Below are 17035 nucleotides of genomic sequence, written 5' to 3' on the forward strand. Positions count from 1 at the left end.
GGAGAGATGCAGACACACGAAGGACGGGTGGCGGTCGTCACCGGGGCTGCCCGGGGCATCGGGCAGGCGATCGCCCGCCGGCTCGGCGAGCGCGGCGCGACGATCGTCGCGATCGACCTCGACAGCCCGGACGAGACGCTCGCGCAACTCGGCAAGTCCGGCCACACCGTCCTCGGCCGCGCGGTCGACGTGTCCGACCCGGACCGGGTGGCCGCGGTCGGCGCGGAGATCGTCCGTAAGTTCGGCCGGGCGGACATCCTGGTCAACAACGCCGGGATCCTGCCGCACATCAGCATCGACGATCTCGACTACGCCACGTGGCGGCGGATCCTCGCGGTCAACCTCGACTCACAGTTCCTGATGGCCAAGGCCCTGCTGCCGGCGATGAGAGAGCGAGGTTGGGGCCGGATCGTCAACCTGACCTCCAACTCCATCGTCACCGCCGCGCCGAACCTCTCTCATTACATGGCGAGCAAGATGGGCGCGATCGGCTTCACCCGCGGACTGGCCAACGACGTCGCCTCGTACGGCATCACGGTCAACGCCGTGGGTCCCACCCTCAGCCGCACACCGGGCGCGCTGAAGGAGCACTCCGACGAGGCCCTGGCGGCGGCCGCCGCGAGCCAGGCCATCAAGCGCAACGGCGAACCCGACGACGTGGCCGGCACCGTGGCGTTCCTGACCAGCGACGACGCCGGCTTCGTGACCGGACAGACCATCATGGCCGACGGCGGGTACGCCCGGCTCTGACACACGCTGGCCCGAGGGGCGTCATCCGCGGCTGGGGGCGCGGGTGGCGCCCCTCGGGCCAGCGCTGCGTCAACTGCCGAGCTCGGCGCCGAGGTCGGCCGCCGCCTTGACCAGGATCGGGCCGATCCACGGCAGCGTGCTCTCCGGTAGGCGGGTCGCCGGGCCGGCCACCGCCAACGCGCCGCGGACCCGGCCAAACGGGTCGACCACGGCCGCGCCGATCGCGGTGATGTCGGGCTCGACGCCGCCGATGTTGACCGCGTACCCCCGTTCGCGGGTCTCCTCGAGCACGAGATCCAGCTCCGGGTCCGCCGCCGCGGCCGGCCCGAGACACCGCACGAGGTTGTCGCGCGACAGCTCGGCCAGGATCGCGCGCCCGGTCGAGGAGAGCGTCGCCGGGTGCTCGATGCCTAGCCGCAGGCCCGCCCGCAACGACCGGGTCGACTCCTGACCCGCCAGGAATCGGGTGCGGCCGTTGTGCAGCACCGCGACATGCACCGTCTCGCCCAGTTCCTCGGCCAGCGCCGCCAGATACGGCTCGCTGCGGCGCACGAGTTCGCCCTCCGCCCGGTCACGGGCGCCCGACAGCTCGAACAGGGCCGGTCCGGGCAGGTAGGGCCGATGTCCGGGCCCGGCGGGGCGCACCACATGGCCGCTGCCCTCCAGCGCGGCCAGCAGCCGGTGCGCTGTCGACGTCGGTAGCCCGGACTCGGCCGCGAGCTGGGCGAGCCGGGTCTCACCGTGCTCGCTCAGCACGGCCAGCAGCCGCAGGGCACGCAGGACCACGGACTCAGCACTCTCGTTCTCCCGCATGTCGGAAGAGTAGCGCGCCCAACCAGCGAGACCCACGTCACTAATTCCGCTCAACGGAAGACTTGGTCGGTCGGGGTTTGGCGTGCCGCGGCTGTGGTGGGACGTTCGGCTCGGGCATCCGACCGGGTGTCCACCGCTGACACGAAGGTCGAGAGATGAGCACGGTCAGGACAGCCCTGCACTGGATCAACGGCAAGTGGGTCGACTCGGCCCAGCACGGCGAGAGCGTCAACCCCGCCACCGGCGAGGTCGTGGGCCGCTACGCCGACGCCGGCCGCCACGAGGCGGAGGAGGCCGTACGTGCGGCGACGGCGGCCTTCCGCGAGAGCCGGTGGGCCGACGACATGGAGTTCCGCACGAACGTGCTCCTGGAGATCGCCGCGTCCTTCCAGCGCCACGAGCGCGATCTGGCCGACCTCACGACGCTGGAGAACGGCAAGACGATCGGCGAGGCGGAGTTCGAGGTCAGCTTCGCCAAGGGCAATTTCACCACGGCCGCCGCGCTCGCGCAGACCACGTACGGCCGGGTCATGGAGGTCGAGCCCGGCAAGCACACGATGGTGGTGCGGGAGCCCGTCGGGGTCGCCGCGGTGATCACGCCGTGGAACTCACCGACGGCGCTGCTGGCCCGCGACCTCGCACCCGCGCTCGCCGCCGGCTGCACGGCCGTGGTCAAGCTGCCGGGGCAGACGCCGTTGCTCAACGAGGCGATCAGTCGGGTCTTCGCCGACGTCCCGAGCCTGCCGACGGGCGTCGTCAACATCATCACCGAGAGCGGCAGCGAGGCCGCGAAGTGGCTGGTCGACAGCCCGGACGTCCCGGTGATCATGTTCACCGGCAGCACCCCGACCGGGCGAGCCATCGGCGCCTCCGCCGCGAAGCACGTCAAGCGGGTGGGTCTCGAGCTCGGCGGCAAGACACCGCACATCGTTTTCGACGACGCCGACCTGGACCTGGCGCTGGCCGTCATCGAGAAGTCGCTGACCATCTTCACCGGCCAGTTCTGCATCACCGCCAGCCGGCTGATCGTCCAGCGCGGCGTGTACGAGACGGTCAAACAGCGCCTCGCCGAACGCCTGGCCAACGTCACGGTCGGCCCCGGCTCCGACCGGTCCGTCGACATGGGAGCGCTCATCGACAAGGCCAGCGTCGCGCGAGTCGACCGGCTGGTCGAGGAGGCCATCGCCGGCGGCGCGGTCCCGGTCGTCCGCGGCGGCCCGGTCCGCGACGGCGACCTCGCCAACGGCGCGTTCTACCGGCCGACGCTGCTCGAGGTCACCGACTCGTCCCTACCCATCGTCCAGCAGGAGGTGTTCGGCCCGGTGCAGACGATCCAGGTCTTCGACACCGAGGCGGAGGCGGTCGCGCTCGCCAACGACAGCGAGTTCGGTCTCGGCGCGAGCGTCTGGAGCAACGACGTGAACCGCCCGCTCCGGGTGGCGCGGAAGGTGCAGGCCGGGATGCTCTGGATCAACGACTGGGGCCAATTGCCGAACCAGTTCGAGATCGGCGGCTACAAGCAGAGCGGTGTCGGCCACGCCAACGGACCGGGCGGCATCGACCATTTCCTCGAATACAAGACGATCACCCAGAAGTTCGCCTGAGCCGGCCATGACCAGCTCGCCTGTCGCCCGTACCGTCGCCGTCGCGGTGGTCGCGATCTTCGTGACCTACCTGCCCATCACCGCGGTGAGCGTCTCGCTGACCACGATCGGAGGCGCGACGGGCGCGTCGACGGCGGGCTTGCAATGGGTGACCGTCAGCTACATCATCCCGGTGGCGGCGGTGATCCTCTCCGCCGGCGTCTTCGGCGACCTGCACGGCCGGCGCCGGGTGTTTCTGATCGGCATGGCGCTGACGGCGGCGGGCACGGCCATCGCCGCCGCCAGCGCTACGGCCGGGTCGGCCGCCTTGGGCATCCTCTGCGCCGGGCAGGTGGTGACCGGGGTGGGCGGCGGGCTGATCGTGCCGACGACGCTCGGGCTCATCGCCCACGCCGTCCCGGAACCGGCCCGACGGGCACGGTTCGTCGCGATGTGGGCGACCGGGCTCGTCGGCGGCCTCACGGTCGGACCGCTCGCCTCCGGCGTCATCCTGCGGTACGCCGGTTGGGGTTGGATCTTCACCCCGGTCACCGTGCTCGCGGTCGGCACCGCCGCCCTCGCGGCCCGATGGCTGCCCGAGTCCCGGTCACCGACCGGCCGGCACCTGGACTGGCCGGGCCAGATCTTCGCGTCCGTCGCCATCGCGGCCAGCATCTTCGGCGTCATCGAGGGCGGGCAGGCCGGCTGGGGCTCGCCGCGCGCGGTCCTCGGCCTGGTCGCCGGCGCCGCCGCGCTGGCCGGATTCCTCCGGGTCGAGACCCGCTCCACGTCGCCGCTGCTGAACCTGGCGCTGTTCCGCTCCCCCGCGTTCAGCGCGGCGGGCGTCGCGGCCCTGGTCGCCCTGTTCGCCCTGGTCGGCACGATCTTCCTGCTGAGCCTCTTCTTCGGTGCGGGGCAACACCTGTCGCCGCTGCAGATCGCGGTGAGGCTGCTGTTCCTCAACGGCGTGACCGTCGTCGCCGGCCCGTTCGTCGGACGGCTGCTGGGCCGGTGGTCGCCGGTCGGCCTGTTGGCGTTCGGGCTGGCGCTCGGGGCGATCGCCATGCTCTGCCTGACCGGGCTGCGGGCCGGCGCCGGCATCGGGGACGCCGCCTGGCGGCTGGCCGTCCTCGGCGTCGCGGACGCGTTCATGCTCAGCGCGGTTGCGGTAGCCGCCATCCACCGGGTCCCGCACGATCTCGCCGCAATGGCCGCGGCCGGCAACACCGCGCTGCGCCAGTACGGCGGCACGCTCGGCCCCGCCGTCCTCGGCGCCGTTCTCACCACCCGGATGGGCTCCGGGGCGTCCATGGTGGACGCCCTGCACACCGCCCTGGCCCTCAACGCGGGGTTGCTCCTGGCCGCTGCCCTCGGTTGCGCGTTGGCGGCGCGCCTGGACCGTCAGCGGGTCGCGACGAGCAACACGTAGGCGCGGACGCGTGCCGGCCGCACGACCGCGCGGGCCCAGGCCGGAATCAGCGGCGTGCCGGCCGCGGCGTCGAGCAGGCGAACCTGACTCACTTCATGTCGCTGGCCCGCGCGGGTCAGCGCGACTCCCCCGGGTCCGCGCGCGTTGCGCAGCCACTGCACGTCGTCGCCGTAGAAGAGGGCGACCACCCAACCCTCGGGCGCCGGGAACGCCATGACCGGTGTCTGGTACGAACGCCCGGACCGGCGGCCGACGTGGTGGATGACCGCCAGCGGCGGCACGCGTCGCGCCATCGGCACGATGAGCGGGTTGACCGTCTTACCGACCTTGCGAAACGAACGTGGCACCGGCACAGGAGCCTCCCACGACACGACGGCGGCTTGTGAACGCTATCGCGGGCGGCGATTCGACGTACATGGAATGTCGTGGACCCCCGGTGGGGCGGTGGCGAGCATGGGTCGATATCCGTATCGAAGGGAGTTCTGCTTTGCTCTCGTCAACATTCCGCCGGGTCCTGGCGGGCCTGTGCGTCACCGTGCTGGCATCGGTCGGGCTGGCGGCCACCGGACCGCCGGCGTCGGCGGCCCCGCTCATCTGCAACACCGTCAACGACGTGTGGAACACCGGGGTAGGACCCGACAAGGCCGCGGTCGCGTTTCCGACGTACGGCGGCTACCAGAGCGACTGTGATCTGCGGATGGACGAGAGCTGGAGCAATCCGGCGGTTCGCGTGCTGCAGTCCACGCTCAACGCCTGCTACGGGCCTTACGCGATCTACCACGGCCACGACGGCGGCAAGACCCGCCAACTCTCCGTCGACGGGGAGTACGGGCCCAACACGCTGGCCGCCGTCCAGGAGTTCCAACGCTGGTGGAACAGCCGCAATCCCGTGGGCGAGGCCGACCTCACCGTCGACGGCTACGCCGGCCCTAACACCCGGTCGAAGATGAAATGGGTGAGCAACGGGCTCTACGGCGGGAGGTGCACCACCGTCGTCAAGAACCCGGAGATCACACCGACGGCGCCGCCCGGCGTGCGGGGAATACCGAACTACTCACCGGACTGCGTCATCAGCAGGACGGCGATAACCGCGTCGTTGCACGGCCGCAGCGTCTTCCTCGACCGGTGCGGCAACGGCACCCGGGTCCGGATGGAGAACGCACCCGCGGGCGCCGTCGTCTCGGTCGACCGCTCGAACTTCCGGTCGCCCGATTACTGCGTCGACGACAAAGGCAAGCACGTCGACTGCTACCTGGACTCGTACGAGATCGGGGTGCGTTCCGAGAACCCCCGCTACCACTTCCGGGACGACAGCTCCCGCAGTGGTAACACCGTCGTGTCGCCATGGATCGCCGCGACCGACTACTACACCCGGCCCTGTTTGCTGCTGGTCGGGTACTACCAGTGCTGGAACAAGTGGTACGCGGACACTGATGCCTGAGCTGCACGGCTCGGCGGGTGACCGCCGAGCCGTGCGACAGCCTAGAAGTCGTCGTCGAAACCGACCGTGCCGGTGACGCCGACCTGGTACGCGGACACCCGGCGCTCGAAGAAGTTGGACAGCTCTTGCACGTCCTGCAACTCCATGAAGGCGAACGGGTTCTTGCTGCCGTAGCGCGGCGCCATGCCCAGCACGGCCAACCGCCGGTCGGCCACATGCTCGAGATACGAGCGCATGTCGGCCGGCGACAGGCCGCTGACGCCTTGCTCCAGCAGGTCCTCGGCGAACTGCACCTCGCAGTCCACCGCCTCCTCCATCATCGCGGTGACCTGTTTCTCCAGGTCGGCGTCGAACAGGTCCGGCTCTTCACGCCGGACCGTGTCGACCACGTCGAACGCGAACGCCATGTGCATCGACTCGTCGCGGAACACCCAGTTGGTGCCGCTGGCCAGTCCATGCAGGACGCCGCGGGAGCGCAGGAAGTACACGTACGCGAAGGCGCCGTAGAAGAACAGGCCCTCGATGCAGGCGGCGAAGCAGATCAGGTTGAGCAGGAACGCTCGGCGGTCGTCGCGGGTCTTCAGCTCGCGCAGCTCGAAGATCGAGTCGATCCACTTGAAGCAGAACTCGGCCTTGCGCCGGATGGACGGGATGTTCTCGACCGCGGCGAACGCCTCGAACCGCTGCTGCTCGTCCGGCACGTACGTGTCGAGCAGGTTGAGATAGAACTGGACGTGCACGGCCTCCTCGAAGAGCTGCCGCGACAGGTAGAGCCGGCCCTCCGGCGAGTTGACGTGCTGGTAGAGGTTGAGGACCAGGTTGTTGGCGACGATGGTGTCGCCGGTCGCGAAGAACGCCACCAGCCGCGAGACGAGGTGCTGCTCGGCGGGCGAGAGCTTGGCCAGGTCGGCGAGGTCGGTGTGCAGGTCCACCTCCTCGACCGTCCAGGTGTTCTTGATGGCGTCCTTGAAGCGGTCGAAGAACTCCGGGTAGCGCATCGGCCGCAGGGTCAGGTCGAGTCCGGGGTTGAGCAGGGTCACTGGCAGGCCTCGCAGCTCTCGGGGTTTTCGAGGGAGCAGGCCAGAGCCTCGGCGTCGGCCACGACGGGCAAGGTCTGGACCAGGGAGACGGTGGCCTGCTGGATCCGGGTCGCGGGACGCGACCGCAGGTAGTACGTGGTCTTCAGCCCGGACTTCCAGGCGTAGAGGTACATCGAGGAGAGCTTGCCGATGGTCGGCGCGCTCAGGAACAGGTTCAACGACTGCGACTGGTCGATGTACGGCGCCCGCGCCGCGGCCAGGTCGATCAGCGCCCGCTGCGGAAGCTCCCACGCGGTGCGGAACAGCTCGCGGACGTCGGCGGGCAGGCTGTCGATGCCCTGCACGGAACCCTCGGCCCGCTTGATCTGGTCGCGGACCTCGGGCGTCCAGCTACCGAGCGCCTTGAGCTCGCGTACCAGATAGTTGTTGATCTGGAGGAACTCGCCGGACATGGTCTCGCGCTTGAACAGGTTGGACACCTGCGGCTCGATGCACTCGTAGCAGCCGGCGATCGACGCGATGGTCGCCGTCGGCGCGATCGCGACCAGCAGCGAGTTGCGCAGACCGGTCGTGGCGATCCTGCCGCGCAACGCGTCCCAGCGCGCGGTCCGCGTGGGCGTGGCGCCCCACAGGTCCGGGTGCAGGTCGCCGTTCGCGGCGCGGGTCTCCGGGAACGACGGGTGCGCGCCGAACTGCTCCGCCAGAGCGGCCGAGGCCTCCAGCGCGGTCAGGAGAATCTCCTCCTGTACGCGGGTCGACAGCTCACGGGCCGCGTCGGAGTCGAACGGCAGCCGCAGGCTGAAGAACGCGTCCTGCAGACCCATCAGGCCCAGCCCGACCGGCCGCCAGCGCGGGTTCGACGCGGCCGCCTGCTCCGACGGGTAGTAGTTGATGTCGATGACCCGGTCGAGGAAGACCACAGCGGTACGCACGGTCGCGCGCAGCTTGTCCCAGTCGACGCCGTCACCGGCCAGGTGCGCGCCGAGGTTGATCGAGCCGAGGTTGCAGACCGCGGTCTCGTCGTCGGAGTTGACCTCGAGGATCTCGGTGCACAGGTTGGACAGGTGGATCGCGTTGCCCGGCGCGCCGGTCTGGTTGGACAGCTTGTTCGACGGGTCCTTGAACGTCATCCAGCCGTTGCCGGTCTGCGCGAGCGTGCGCATCATCCGCCCGTACAGGTCGCGCGCCTTGACGGTCTTGACGGCCTTCTTCTCCGCGGCGCGGTACGCCTCGTCGAACGCCTCCCCGAACAGGTCGGGCAGCTCCGGCGCGTCGGACGGGTCGATCAGGGACCAGTCCTCGTCGGCCTCGACGCGGCGCATGAACTCGTCCGGGATCCAGTTGGCCAGGTTGAGGTTGTGCGTCCGCCGGGAGTCCTCACCGGTGTTGTCGCGCAGCTCCAGGAACTCCTCGACGTCCGGGTGCCACGGCTCCAGGTAGACGCACGCCGCGCCCTTGCGCCGGCCGCCCTGGTTGACCGCGGCCACGCCCGCGTCGAGGGTCTTGAGGAACGGCACGATCCCGTTCGACTTGCCGTTGGTGCCGCGGATCAGGGCGCCCCGGCCACGGATCCGCGACCACGAGATGCCGATGCCGCCGGAGAACTTGGACAGCTTGGCGACCTGGTGGTAGCGCTCGTAGATCGAGTCGAGCTCGTCGCGCGGCGAGTCGACCAGGAAGCAGGACGACATCTGGGTGTGCCGGGTGCCGGAGTTGAACAGGGTCGGCGAGCTGGGCAGATACGCGAGGCTGGACATGAGCCGGTAGAAGGCGATCGCCTCGGCCGGGTTCGTGGACAGTCCACATGCGACCCGCAACAGCCAGTACTGCGGCGTCTCGACCACGAGGCGGGTCTGCGGGTGCCGCAGCAGGTAGCGGTCGGCCACCGTACGCAGGCCGAAGTACTCGAAGCGCCGGTCACCGTCGGGGTCGATGGCGTCGTCGAGCTTGCGGGCGTTGCGCGCCACGAAAGCTGCGGTCTCGTCGCCGATCAGGCCCTGGTCGTACGCGTACCGGATCGACTGGCTGAAGCTCGCGACGCCCTGGCCGCGGACCTCCTTGTCGACGTACGCCGCCAGCAGCCGCGCCGCCAGCCGCGAGTACTGCGGCTCCTCGCCGATCAACTCCGCGGCGGTCTGGATCGACAGCTTGTCGAGCTCGGCCGTGGTGGCACCGTCGTACAACCCGCTGATCGTCTTGGTCGCGACCCGAAGCGGGTCGACCTCGTCGAGGTCACCGACCCACAACTCGACCGCCCTGACGATCTTGTTGACGTCGACCGGCTCGAGGTCGCCGTTGCGCTTGCGGACCTGCATCGCGTGCCGTCGCTGCTCCGGCACGGCGGGCGCCTTCTCCTGGGTGACCGTCATGTCCCCCTCCTCACGACCAAAACCCGAGGTCGTCGGACACGCAGGGAGACGCCACCGACCCGCGACGCGACGCGGCTCGGTGCTGGCGTCGGCCGTCCCACGCGGCCTTCGACCGCCGCACCCCGGACGGCGTGCGGCGCACTGGCAGGTCTTCGGACTCGTGGGCGCTTGCACGCTCCTACTGGCCGTCGCTTCCCAGGCCGAGGGCCCAGTGCTTCGTTGACGGCGGTCGTTCCCACTCACCGCTGCGGGGCAGTCCCGGATTCGCACCGGGTTCCCTGTTGCCTCGACCATCCGGTGAGGACGGCCGAACCAGCTGCGAGAGACACCATATATGGGTGTCACCACGAAACACCAACACCAGATGGTGTGCCGGCGTGTTGCGTGATGTGCGTCGCTCCCCCTTCGCTGGTGGCGCCCTCTACGATGAGCGACAGTGCTGGTTCGCCTGCGGTTCACCGGAGGCGTCGTAAGAGGGAACCTGGTGTAAATCCGGGACTGCCCCGCAGCGGTAAGTGGGAACGACCGCCGTCGAAGACACTGGGCCACCCGGCCTGGGAAGTGACGGCCAGTAGGAACGTGCACAGCGCCCACGAGTCCGAAGACCTGCCCGCACCGCGTACGCGACCGCGTGCGCCGCCGACGGCCTCTCGGGAGGGCCAGGGCCGCCGTTCCTCGCGCCCTGGGTGGTTGTCGGCCACTTCGAGGGAAGGAACACCCGCAGGTGACCACACCGTTCGGGCAGAGCACCGTGCTCGGCTATCCACGCATCGGCCCCGACCGCGAGCTCAAGCGCGCCGTCGAGGCGTACTGGGCCGGTCGTATTGACGCGGCTGCGCTCCAAGAGACCGCCGCCGGCCTGCGCGCCCAGGTCTGGCGCACGCTCCGTGACGCCCGGCTGGACGCGATTCCGTCCAACACGTTCTCGCTGTACGACCACATGCTCGACGCCGCCGTGACCGTCGACGCGATCCCGGACCGGTTCCGCGCGCTCGGGCTCGGCGACCTCGACACCTACTTCGCGATGGCCCGCGGCACGGCCGCGCAGCCGGCTCTCGAGTTGACCAAGTGGTTCAACACCAACTACCACTACCTGGTGCCGGAGATCGGCCCGTCCACGGCCTTCGCGGCCCGGCCCGACAAGCCGCTCTCCGAGTACGCGCAGGCGCGTGAGCTGGGCCTTTCGACCCGCCCGGTGCTGGTCGGCCCGGCCACCTTCCTGCTGCTGGCCAAGCCGGCCGCGGACGCGCCGGACGGGTTCCGCCCGTTCGACCGGCTCGACGACCTCGTGACGGTCTACGCCGACCTGCTCGCGGCGCTGGCCGACGCCGGCGTGTCGTGGGTGCAGCTCGACGAGCCGGCCTACGTCGCCGACCGCAGCCCGGCCGAGATCGACGCGCTGCGCCGCGCGTACACCCGGCTCGGTGGTCTTCGCCGGCGTCCGCGCCTGTTCGTCGCCACCTACTTCGGCGAGTTGGGCGACGCACTGCCGGCCCTGCTCGGCACCCCGGTCGAGGCGATCGGGCTCGACCTCGTCGCCGGCCTCGGCAACCTGGAGCGGCTGGCCGCGAGCGGGCCGATTCCGGGCAGGACGATCGTCGCGGGCCTGGTCGACGGGCACAACATCTGGCGCACGGACCTGCGCACCGCCGCGGAGCGGGGCGCCGTGCTGACCGGTCTGGCCGACCACGTGTCGGTGTCGACCTCGTGCTCCCTGCTGCACGTGCCGGTCGACCTGGCCGCCGAGCCCGACCTGGATCCGGCGCTGCGGGAGCGGCTCGCGTTCGCCCGGCAGAAGGTCGACGAGGTCGTACTGCTCGGCCGGGCGCTGCGGGACGGCGTGGCCAAGCTGCCGGCGCCCGCTGGCCCCCACCACTGGCGGGACGACACCGTTCGTGGCCGGCTCGCGGCGTTGCGCCCGTCGGATACCCGGCGTGGCCCCTACCCGTCGCGGGCCGCGGCGCAGCAGGCCCGGTTGGGGCTGCCGCCGCTGCCGACGACCACGATCGGCTCGTTCCCGCAGACCGCGTCGCTACGGGCGGCGCGGGCCGACCTGCGCGCCGGGCGGCTCTCCCCCTCGTCCTACGCCGCTCGGATGCGGGACGAGGTCGCCGCGGTGATCGCCCTCCAGGAGCGCCTCGGCCTGGACGTGCTCGTGCACGGCGAGCCGGAGCGCAACGACATGGTCCAGTACTTCGGCGAGCGGCTGGGCGGCTTCGCCGCGACGGTGAACGGCTGGGTCCAGTCGTACGGGTCGCGTTGCGTCCGACCGCCGATCATCTACGGAGACGTGACCCGGCCCGCGCCGATGACCGTGGAATGGTCCAGCTATGCCCAGTCGCTGACCCGCAAACCGGTCAAGGGCATGCTCACCGGCCCGGTCACCATCCTGGCCTGGTCGTTCGTCCGCACCGACCAGCCGCTCACCGACACCGCCAACCAGGTCGCCCTCGCCCTGCGCGACGAGACCCACGACCTGGAGGCGGCCGGCATCCAGGTGATCCAGGTCGACGAGCCCGCACTGCGGGAACTGCTCCCGCTGCGGGCCGCCGACCAGAAGGCGTACCTGGACTGGGCGGTCGAGTCGTTCCGCCTGGCCACCAGCGGGGTCGCCGACAGCACCCAGATCCACACCCACCTCTGCTATTCGGAGTTCGGTGAGGTGCTGTCCGCCATCGACACCCTGGACGCCGACGTGACCAGCATCGAGGCGTCGCGCTCCCGGATGGAGATCCTCGACGACCTGCGCGCCGCAGGCTACGCCCGGGGCATCGGGCCGGGCGTGTACGACATCCACTCGCCACGGGTGCCCGACCAGGCGGAGCTCACCGCCGCGCTGCGCCTCGCGCTCGCGGCGGTGCCGTCCGAACGCCTCTGGGTCAACCCCGACTGTGGCCTCAAGACCCGCGGGTACGAAGAGGTCGAGCCGGCCCTCACCAACCTGGTCGCCGCCGCGGCCGAGGTCCGCACCACCCTGTAACGATCGAATGCCTCCCGGGACTGCCACAAGTGGTCCCGGGGGGCGCCTTGAAGGAGAACCCCTTGCCCGGCAAGCCCACCGCCTCGTCCCGACTGACCATCTCGCGCATCATGAGCCCGCACGACACCAACCTGATGGGCACCGTCCATGGTGGAGTGATTCTGCATCTCGTCGACGACATCGCCGGTGTGGTCGCGGCGCGGCACTCCGGTGGGCCGGCGGTGACCGCCTTCATGGACGAGATGGCGTTCCTGACCGCCGTGCACGTCGGCGACGTGGTGCACGCGCACGCGCAGGTCAACTGGGTCGGCACCACCTCGCTGGAGGTCGGCGTCCGGGTGCTCGCGGACCGCTGGAACGAGTCGGTTCCCGCGACTCACGTCGCCACGGCGTACCTGCTCATGGTCGCCACCGGCCCAGACGGGCGCCCGCGGCGGGTGCCGCCCGTGCTGCCGGAGACCGACACTGATCACCGCCGCTTTCGTGAGGCCCAGATCCGGCGGGACCACCGGCTGTCGCGGCGCGCGGCCATCACCGCGTCGCGCAACGGTCACTGAACCTGATCTGCCGTCAGCGCCGACGGCCGTTCGCCGTCGTAGGGAATCCATAGGAAGCCGGCGGCGAACGGCACGAAGCTCGGGCCCCGCAGATCGGCGAGCACCGTTTCGGCGAGCACCAGGCCGGCCAGGGTGTCGTCGCCGTCGGCGAGCACATCGGCCCAGTTCTGCCTCAGCTCCGCCGGATCGACCTGCCAGTCTGGCTCCCAGCCGACCTTGGCTGCCTGGTAACCAGCGAGCCCGGCGACCAACTCATAGAGCCCACGGCCGACGATGCTCAACTCCGCGGCCGTCAGTCGTAGCCGCTCATGCCCGCGGTCGAGCGCGACAGCCGCACCGACGCCGACGGGCATGACGGACATTTCCAGGTACGGAACGCCGTCGATCGCGGTGACCCGGTTGAGCAGTGGTTCGTGCAGGCGGATGTGCCGTGACCCGACCTTGATGCCCGCGGCGCCGCGAACCAGGTCGCAGGCGGCACGCGCCGCAGCGTCGTCGGACCCGAAATTAACCACCAACTCGAAGACGATCGCCACGCATATGACGATATGGCGATACCGCTATAAATAATGAAAGTCACTTTCAACTCTCTTGCGTCGCTCGTACGCCACCCTTAGCGTCCTGTCCGTAATGAACTTCGTTTTCATTTAGGACTCGAAAGGTGGCGTCTCCGATGCGTCATGAACGCGCGGCTCTCTTCGGTGCCGCCCTGGTCTCGGTCGCGGTGCTCGCGGTGGGGTGCGGTTCCTCGTCCGGAGGCGAAGGCGAAGCGGCCGCCGCGACCCCGACCGGCGTCTCCGTGGTCGCCTCCACCAACGTCTACGGCGACATCGCCAAGCAGATCGCCGGTGACAAGGCCACCATCACCTCGATCATCAGCGACCCGGCGGCGGACCCGCACTCGTACGAGGCGAACACCCGCACGCAGCTCGACCTCTCGAAGGCCGAGATCGTCATCGAGAACGGCGGCGGCTACGACGACTTCGTCGACACGATGCTCAAGTCGGCCGGCAGCGACGCGAAGGTGCTCAACGCCGTCGACATCTCCGGCAAGACCGCCACCGGCGGAGCCGAGCTCAACGAGCACGTCTGGTACGACTTCCCGACCATGAGCAAGCTCGCCGACCAGCTCGTCAGCGCGCTGTCGACGGCCGACCCCGGCAGCGCCGCCACCTTCAGCGACAACGCGACCGCGTTCAAGCAGAAGCTCCAGGGTATGGAGCAGCAGTCGGCCGCGATCCGGTCCGCGCACAGCGGTGCGGGCGTGGCGATCACCGAGCCGGTGCCGCTCTACCTGCTCGAGGCGTGCGGGCTGGCGAACAAGACTCCCGAGGAGTTCAGCGAGGCGATCGAGGAAGGCACCGACGTGCCGGCCGCCGTACTGAAGGAGACCCTCGACCTGTTCGCCGGCAAGCAGGTTGAGCTGCTCGCCTACAACGAGCAGACCTCCGGCCCCGAGACCGAGAAGGTGCTGGCGGCCGCGAAGGACCACCAGGTCGACGTGGTCCCGGTGACCGAGACGCTGCCGGCCGGCAAGGACTACCTGACCTGGATGACCGAGAACCTGTCCGCCATCGAGACCGCGCTGCGCTGATGCTGGAGCTCGTCGATGCCGGGCTCGCGTACGGGCCGCGGCAGTTGTGGTCGGGGCTCTCGTTGCGGGTCGAGCCCGGGGAGTTCGTCGCGGTCCTCGGCGCCAACGGCTCCGGCAAGACGAGCCTGGTGCGCGCGATCCTCGGCCTCCAGCGGTTGTCGGAGGGCACGGTCCGAGTGACCGACGGCATCGGGTACGTGCCACAACAGCGGCGGATCGAACCCCTCACACCGCTGCGGGCCCGCGACGTGGTCGGCCAAGGTCTCGACGGACACCGTTGGGGCCTTGGCCGGTCCGCCGACCGGAACGCCCGGATCGGTGCCGCGCTCGAGGCGGTCGACGCGGCCGAGCTCGCGGACCGGCCGGTCGGACTGCTCTCCGGCGGGGAGCAGCAGCGGGTACGGGTCGCGCAAGCCCTCGTCGCCGGCCCGCGGCTGCTGCTCTGTGACGAGCCCCTGCTCTCGCTCGACCTGCGCAGCCAGCGCACCGTCACGGCCCTGGTCGACCGGCGCCGCCGGGAGGCCGGCACCGCCGTGGTGTTCGTGACCCACGAGATCAATCCGGTACTGCCCTATGTGGACAGCGTGCTCTACCTGGCCGGCGGGCGCTTCCGGGTCGGCACCGTCGAGGACGTGTTCACCTCGGCGACCCTGACCGAGCTGTACGGCGTGCCGGTCGAGGTCGTCACCGCGGGCGGTCGGATCCTGGTCGCCGGCATCCCGCAGGCACACCATGAGTGAGATCTTCAACTTCGCCGACTACGGGCAGCTCCTGGCCCTCGTGCACAACTCGATCGCCGCCGGCGCGGTGCTGGGCCTGGTCGGCGGCCTGATAAGCGTGTTCGTGATGATGCGCGACATGCCGTTCGCCGTGCACAGCATCAGCGAGCTGTCCTTCGCCGGCGCGTCGGGCGCCCTGCTGTTCGGCGCGAACGTCGTGCTGGGCTCGTTGACCGGATCCATCCTGGCCGCGCTGGTCATCGGGCTGCTCGGCACCAGAGCCCGCGACCGCAACTCGGCCATCGGCGTGCTGATGCCGTTCGGACTCGGCCTGGGCGTGCTGTTCCTGGCGCTCTACAAGGGACGCTCGGCGAACAAGTTCGGGTTGCTGACGGGCCAGATCGTCGCCGTCGACACACCACAGCTTTCCTGGCTCCTGGTCACCTCCGCGATCGTGCTGGTCGGTCTCGTGGTGGTGTGGCGGCCACTCGCGTTCGCGAGCACAGATCCGGAACAGGCGGCGGCGCGCGGCGTACCCGTGGCGGCCCTGTCAACGGTCTTCATGGTGTTGCTGGGCCTGACGGTCGCGATGTCGGTGCAGATCGTCGGCGCGCTGCTGGTGCTCAGCGTGGTGTGCACCCCGGCCGCGGCGGCGATGCGCGTCACCGCGTCCCCGGTGCTGGTCACACTGCTCAGCGTGGTGTTCGCGGTGGGCTCCGTGGTCGGCGGGATCCTGCTCGCCCTGGGCAGCACGATCCCGATCAGCCCGTACGTAACAACGATCTCGTTCCTGATCTACGTGGCGTGCCGGATCATCGGAAGGAAGGGCCCCTTGTTAACGAAATCCGCAGCGCAAGGGACCCTTGTTAACGGCACGGGGTGAGCAGGAACTCGCGGACCCCGCGCAACCGGGTTGTCAGGCGCGCTTGGCTGTTGGTGCTGTCCAGGCGCACGTCGACCGGTCCGGGGATGCCGCTGCCGGTGCGCAGGGCTCGTGGGAGTGCCGACTCGTCCAGGCCGTCCCGCCGGGCGATCAGGACACCGAGCTCGTGGCGGCTGACCGCGTCCGCGCCGGCGACGTGGTGGATCCCGGCGTGCGGTGACGCGGCCAGCTCCAGCAGCGCAGCCGCGAGGTCGGCCACGTCCACCGGGCAGCGCAGGTCGTCGGTGAACAGGGCACCGGTCGCGCCGCCCGCCAGGGCATGCACCTGGCGCTCGTGCTGTGAGTCGCCGTGCCCGATGATCAGCGAGGTGCGGGCGATGACCGCCGCCGGTGTGATGCCCCTGACCGCTGTCTCGGCGGCGGCTTTGGCGGCACCGTACGGCGTGATGGGGTCCGGCACCCGGGTCTCGTCATAACGGCCGGCCGCGCCGGAGAAGACCGCGTCGCTGGACACGTGCACGAGCCGCGCACCGATGTCGGCAGCGGCCAGGGCGACGTGCGTGCCGCCGTCGGCTGTGGTCGCCCAGTCCGACTGCTGGTACGCGGCGTTGACCACCACAGCGGGCCGCACGGCCCGGACCAGCGCGACGACCGCGTCACGGTCGCGGATGTCCACGTGGTGCGAGTCGGTGTCCGGCCGCCGCCGGTGGAAGGTCGTCGCGACCCGCTGGCCCGCGCACCGTGCCTGCCGGGTGACCTCCCGCCCGAGAAGGCCGCTGCCACCCACCACGAGAAGATCCACTCGATCACCGTAGTGCCCGGGGCCGAGCCTGTCCGATCGAGACGTTAAGGTTCGTCTTTCTCTTTCCTGACGGGG

15 protein-coding genes and 2 riboswitches are annotated in these 17035 nt (G+C 70.2%); of the genes, 9 read left to right on the top strand and 6 right to left on the bottom strand.

Features of this window, described 5'->3' with window-relative positions; all coding sequences use genetic code 11:
- Positions 1–6 precede the first annotated feature (6 nt).
- Positions 7–750: an SDR family NAD(P)-dependent oxidoreductase gene (locus BLV39_RS29760; protein ID WP_090799961.1), complete on the top strand. Its 744-nt coding sequence runs from the start codon at positions 7–9 to the stop codon at positions 748–750.
- A 69-nt stretch (positions 751–819) separates the two neighbouring features.
- On the opposite strand, the gene BLV39_RS29765 is transcribed toward BLV39_RS29760, so the two are convergent.
- Positions 820–1563 carry an IclR family transcriptional regulator gene (locus BLV39_RS29765; protein WP_090799962.1) on the bottom strand — a complete coding sequence of 248 codons (744 nt, stop codon included), beginning with the start codon at positions 1561–1563 and terminating at the stop codon, positions 820–822.
- Positions 1564–1718: 155 nt separating this feature from the next.
- Here BLV39_RS29765 and BLV39_RS29770 point away from each other — a divergent pair, with 155 nt between their 5' ends.
- Both BLV39_RS29770 and BLV39_RS29775 read left to right on the top strand, forming a co-directional pair.
- Positions 1719–3167, top strand: a complete 1449-nt coding sequence (locus tag BLV39_RS29770; protein ID WP_090799963.1) for an aldehyde dehydrogenase family protein — start codon at positions 1719–1721, stop codon at positions 3165–3167.
- 7 nt (positions 3168–3174) lie between these two features.
- Positions 3175–4575: an MFS transporter gene (locus tag BLV39_RS29775; protein ID WP_090799964.1), complete on the top strand. Its 1401-nt coding sequence runs from the start codon at positions 3175–3177 to the stop codon at positions 4573–4575.
- On the opposite strand, the gene BLV39_RS29780 is transcribed toward BLV39_RS29775, so the two are convergent.
- A complete protein-coding gene (locus tag BLV39_RS29780) occupies positions 4548–4922 on the bottom strand; it encodes a nitroreductase family deazaflavin-dependent oxidoreductase (protein ID WP_143049937.1) in 375 nt (124 codons plus the stop codon). The two genes, BLV39_RS29775 and BLV39_RS29780, sit on opposite strands and share 28 nt — an antisense overlap.
- 140 nt (positions 4923–5062) lie before the next feature.
- On the opposite strand from BLV39_RS29780, the gene BLV39_RS29785 reads away from it, so the two are divergent.
- Positions 5063–6016 carry a peptidoglycan-binding domain-containing protein gene (locus BLV39_RS29785; protein WP_176985140.1) on the top strand — a complete coding sequence of 318 codons (954 nt, stop codon included), beginning with the start codon at positions 5063–5065 and terminating at the stop codon, positions 6014–6016.
- A gap of 41 nt (positions 6017–6057) precedes the next feature.
- Here BLV39_RS29785 and BLV39_RS29790 read toward each other — a convergent pair whose 3' ends face one another.
- Positions 6058–7014 (bottom strand): ribonucleotide-diphosphate reductase subunit beta, encoded by a 957-nt coding sequence (locus tag BLV39_RS29790; protein ID WP_239083430.1) that lies wholly within the window; start codon positions 7012–7014, stop codon positions 6058–6060.
- 38 nt (positions 7015–7052) lie between these two features.
- Positions 7053–9425, bottom strand: a complete 2373-nt coding sequence (locus BLV39_RS29795; RefSeq protein ID WP_090799967.1) for a ribonucleoside-diphosphate reductase subunit alpha — start codon at positions 9423–9425, stop codon at positions 7053–7055.
- 126 nt (positions 9426–9551) lie between these two features.
- A riboswitch (cobalamin riboswitch) is annotated at positions 9552–9757 on the bottom strand.
- A 91-nt stretch (positions 9758–9848) separates the two neighbouring features.
- Positions 9849–10053: riboswitch (cobalamin riboswitch) on the top strand.
- Positions 10054–10149: 96 nt separating this feature from the next.
- Here BLV39_RS29795 and metE point away from each other — a divergent pair.
- Positions 10150–12405, top strand: coding sequence for a 5-methyltetrahydropteroyltriglutamate--homocysteine S-methyltransferase (gene metE / locus BLV39_RS29800; RefSeq protein ID WP_090799968.1), 2256 nt, complete (start codon positions 10150–10152; stop codon positions 12403–12405).
- 110 nt (positions 12406–12515) lie between these two features.
- Positions 12516–12962, top strand: coding sequence for an acyl-CoA thioesterase (locus BLV39_RS29805; protein WP_090800799.1), 447 nt, complete (start codon positions 12516–12518; stop codon positions 12960–12962).
- Here the strand turns inward: BLV39_RS29805 and BLV39_RS29810 are convergent.
- The gene (locus BLV39_RS29810) at positions 12956–13498 is read right to left on the bottom strand and encodes a hypothetical protein (RefSeq protein WP_090799969.1); all 543 of its coding nucleotides are present in this window, start codon (positions 13496–13498) and stop codon (positions 12956–12958) included. The two genes, BLV39_RS29805 and BLV39_RS29810, sit on opposite strands and share 7 nt — an antisense overlap.
- Positions 13499–13635: 137 nt before the next feature.
- Between BLV39_RS29810 and BLV39_RS29815 the strand changes: the two genes are divergently transcribed.
- From BLV39_RS29815 to BLV39_RS29825, 3 genes are read left to right on the top strand one after another with little or no spacing between them, the layout of a single operon-like run.
- Positions 13636–14556, top strand: a complete 921-nt coding sequence (locus BLV39_RS29815; RefSeq protein ID WP_090799970.1) for a metal ABC transporter solute-binding protein, Zn/Mn family — start codon at positions 13636–13638, stop codon at positions 14554–14556.
- Positions 14556–15296 (top strand): metal ABC transporter ATP-binding protein, encoded by a 741-nt coding sequence (locus BLV39_RS29820; RefSeq protein ID WP_090799971.1) that lies wholly within the window; start codon positions 14556–14558, stop codon positions 15294–15296. The genes BLV39_RS29815 and BLV39_RS29820 overlap by 1 nt, the downstream gene beginning before the upstream one ends.
- Positions 15289–16158 carry a metal ABC transporter permease gene (locus BLV39_RS29825; RefSeq protein ID WP_090799972.1) on the top strand — a complete coding sequence of 290 codons (870 nt, stop codon included), beginning with the start codon at positions 15289–15291 and terminating at the stop codon, positions 16156–16158. Before BLV39_RS29820 ends, BLV39_RS29825 begins: the two co-directional genes overlap by 8 nt.
- Here the strand turns inward: BLV39_RS29825 and BLV39_RS29830 are convergent.
- Entirely contained in the window at positions 16142–16960 is an 819-nt protein-coding gene (locus tag BLV39_RS29830; protein WP_090799973.1) for a sugar nucleotide-binding protein, read from the bottom strand. The genes BLV39_RS29825 and BLV39_RS29830 overlap by 17 nt on opposite strands.
- Between the last annotated feature and the right edge of the window lie 75 nt (positions 16961–17035).

The sequence above is a fragment of the Asanoa ishikariensis genome (genome assembly GCF_900107455.1).
In the GTDB taxonomy this organism is placed as follows: Bacteria; Actinomycetota; Actinomycetes; order Mycobacteriales; family Micromonosporaceae; genus Asanoa; species Asanoa ishikariensis.

Bases quoted from the DNA above. Each gene is read 5' to 3' on its own strand.
- BLV39_RS29760 (WP_090799961.1), top strand. From the start codon at position 7: ATGCAGACACACGAAGGACGGGTGGCGGTCGTCACCGGGGCTGCCCGG.
- BLV39_RS29765 (WP_090799962.1), bottom strand. From the start codon at position 1,563: ATGCGGGAGAACGAGAGTGCTGAGTCCGTGGTCCTGCGTGCCCTGCGG.
- BLV39_RS29770 (WP_090799963.1), top strand. From the start codon at position 1,719: ATGAGCACGGTCAGGACAGCCCTGCACTGGATCAACGGCAAGTGGGTC.
- BLV39_RS29775 (WP_090799964.1), top strand. From the start codon at position 3,175: ATGACCAGCTCGCCTGTCGCCCGTACCGTCGCCGTCGCGGTGGTCGCG.
- BLV39_RS29790 (WP_239083430.1), bottom strand. From the start codon at position 7,014: ATGCGCTACCCGGAGTTCTTCGACCGCTTCAAGGACGCCATCAAGAAC.
- BLV39_RS29795 (WP_090799967.1), bottom strand. From the start codon at position 9,425: ATGACGGTCACCCAGGAGAAGGCGCCCGCCGTGCCGGAGCAGCGACGG.
- BLV39_RS29805 (WP_090800799.1), top strand. From the start codon at position 12,516: ATGAGCCCGCACGACACCAACCTGATGGGCACCGTCCATGGTGGAGTG.
- BLV39_RS29815 (WP_090799970.1), top strand. From the start codon at position 13,636: ATGCGTCATGAACGCGCGGCTCTCTTCGGTGCCGCCCTGGTCTCGGTC.
- BLV39_RS29820 (WP_090799971.1), top strand. From the start codon at position 14,556: ATGCTGGAGCTCGTCGATGCCGGGCTCGCGTACGGGCCGCGGCAGTTG.
- BLV39_RS29825 (WP_090799972.1), top strand. From the start codon at position 15,289: ATGAGTGAGATCTTCAACTTCGCCGACTACGGGCAGCTCCTGGCCCTC.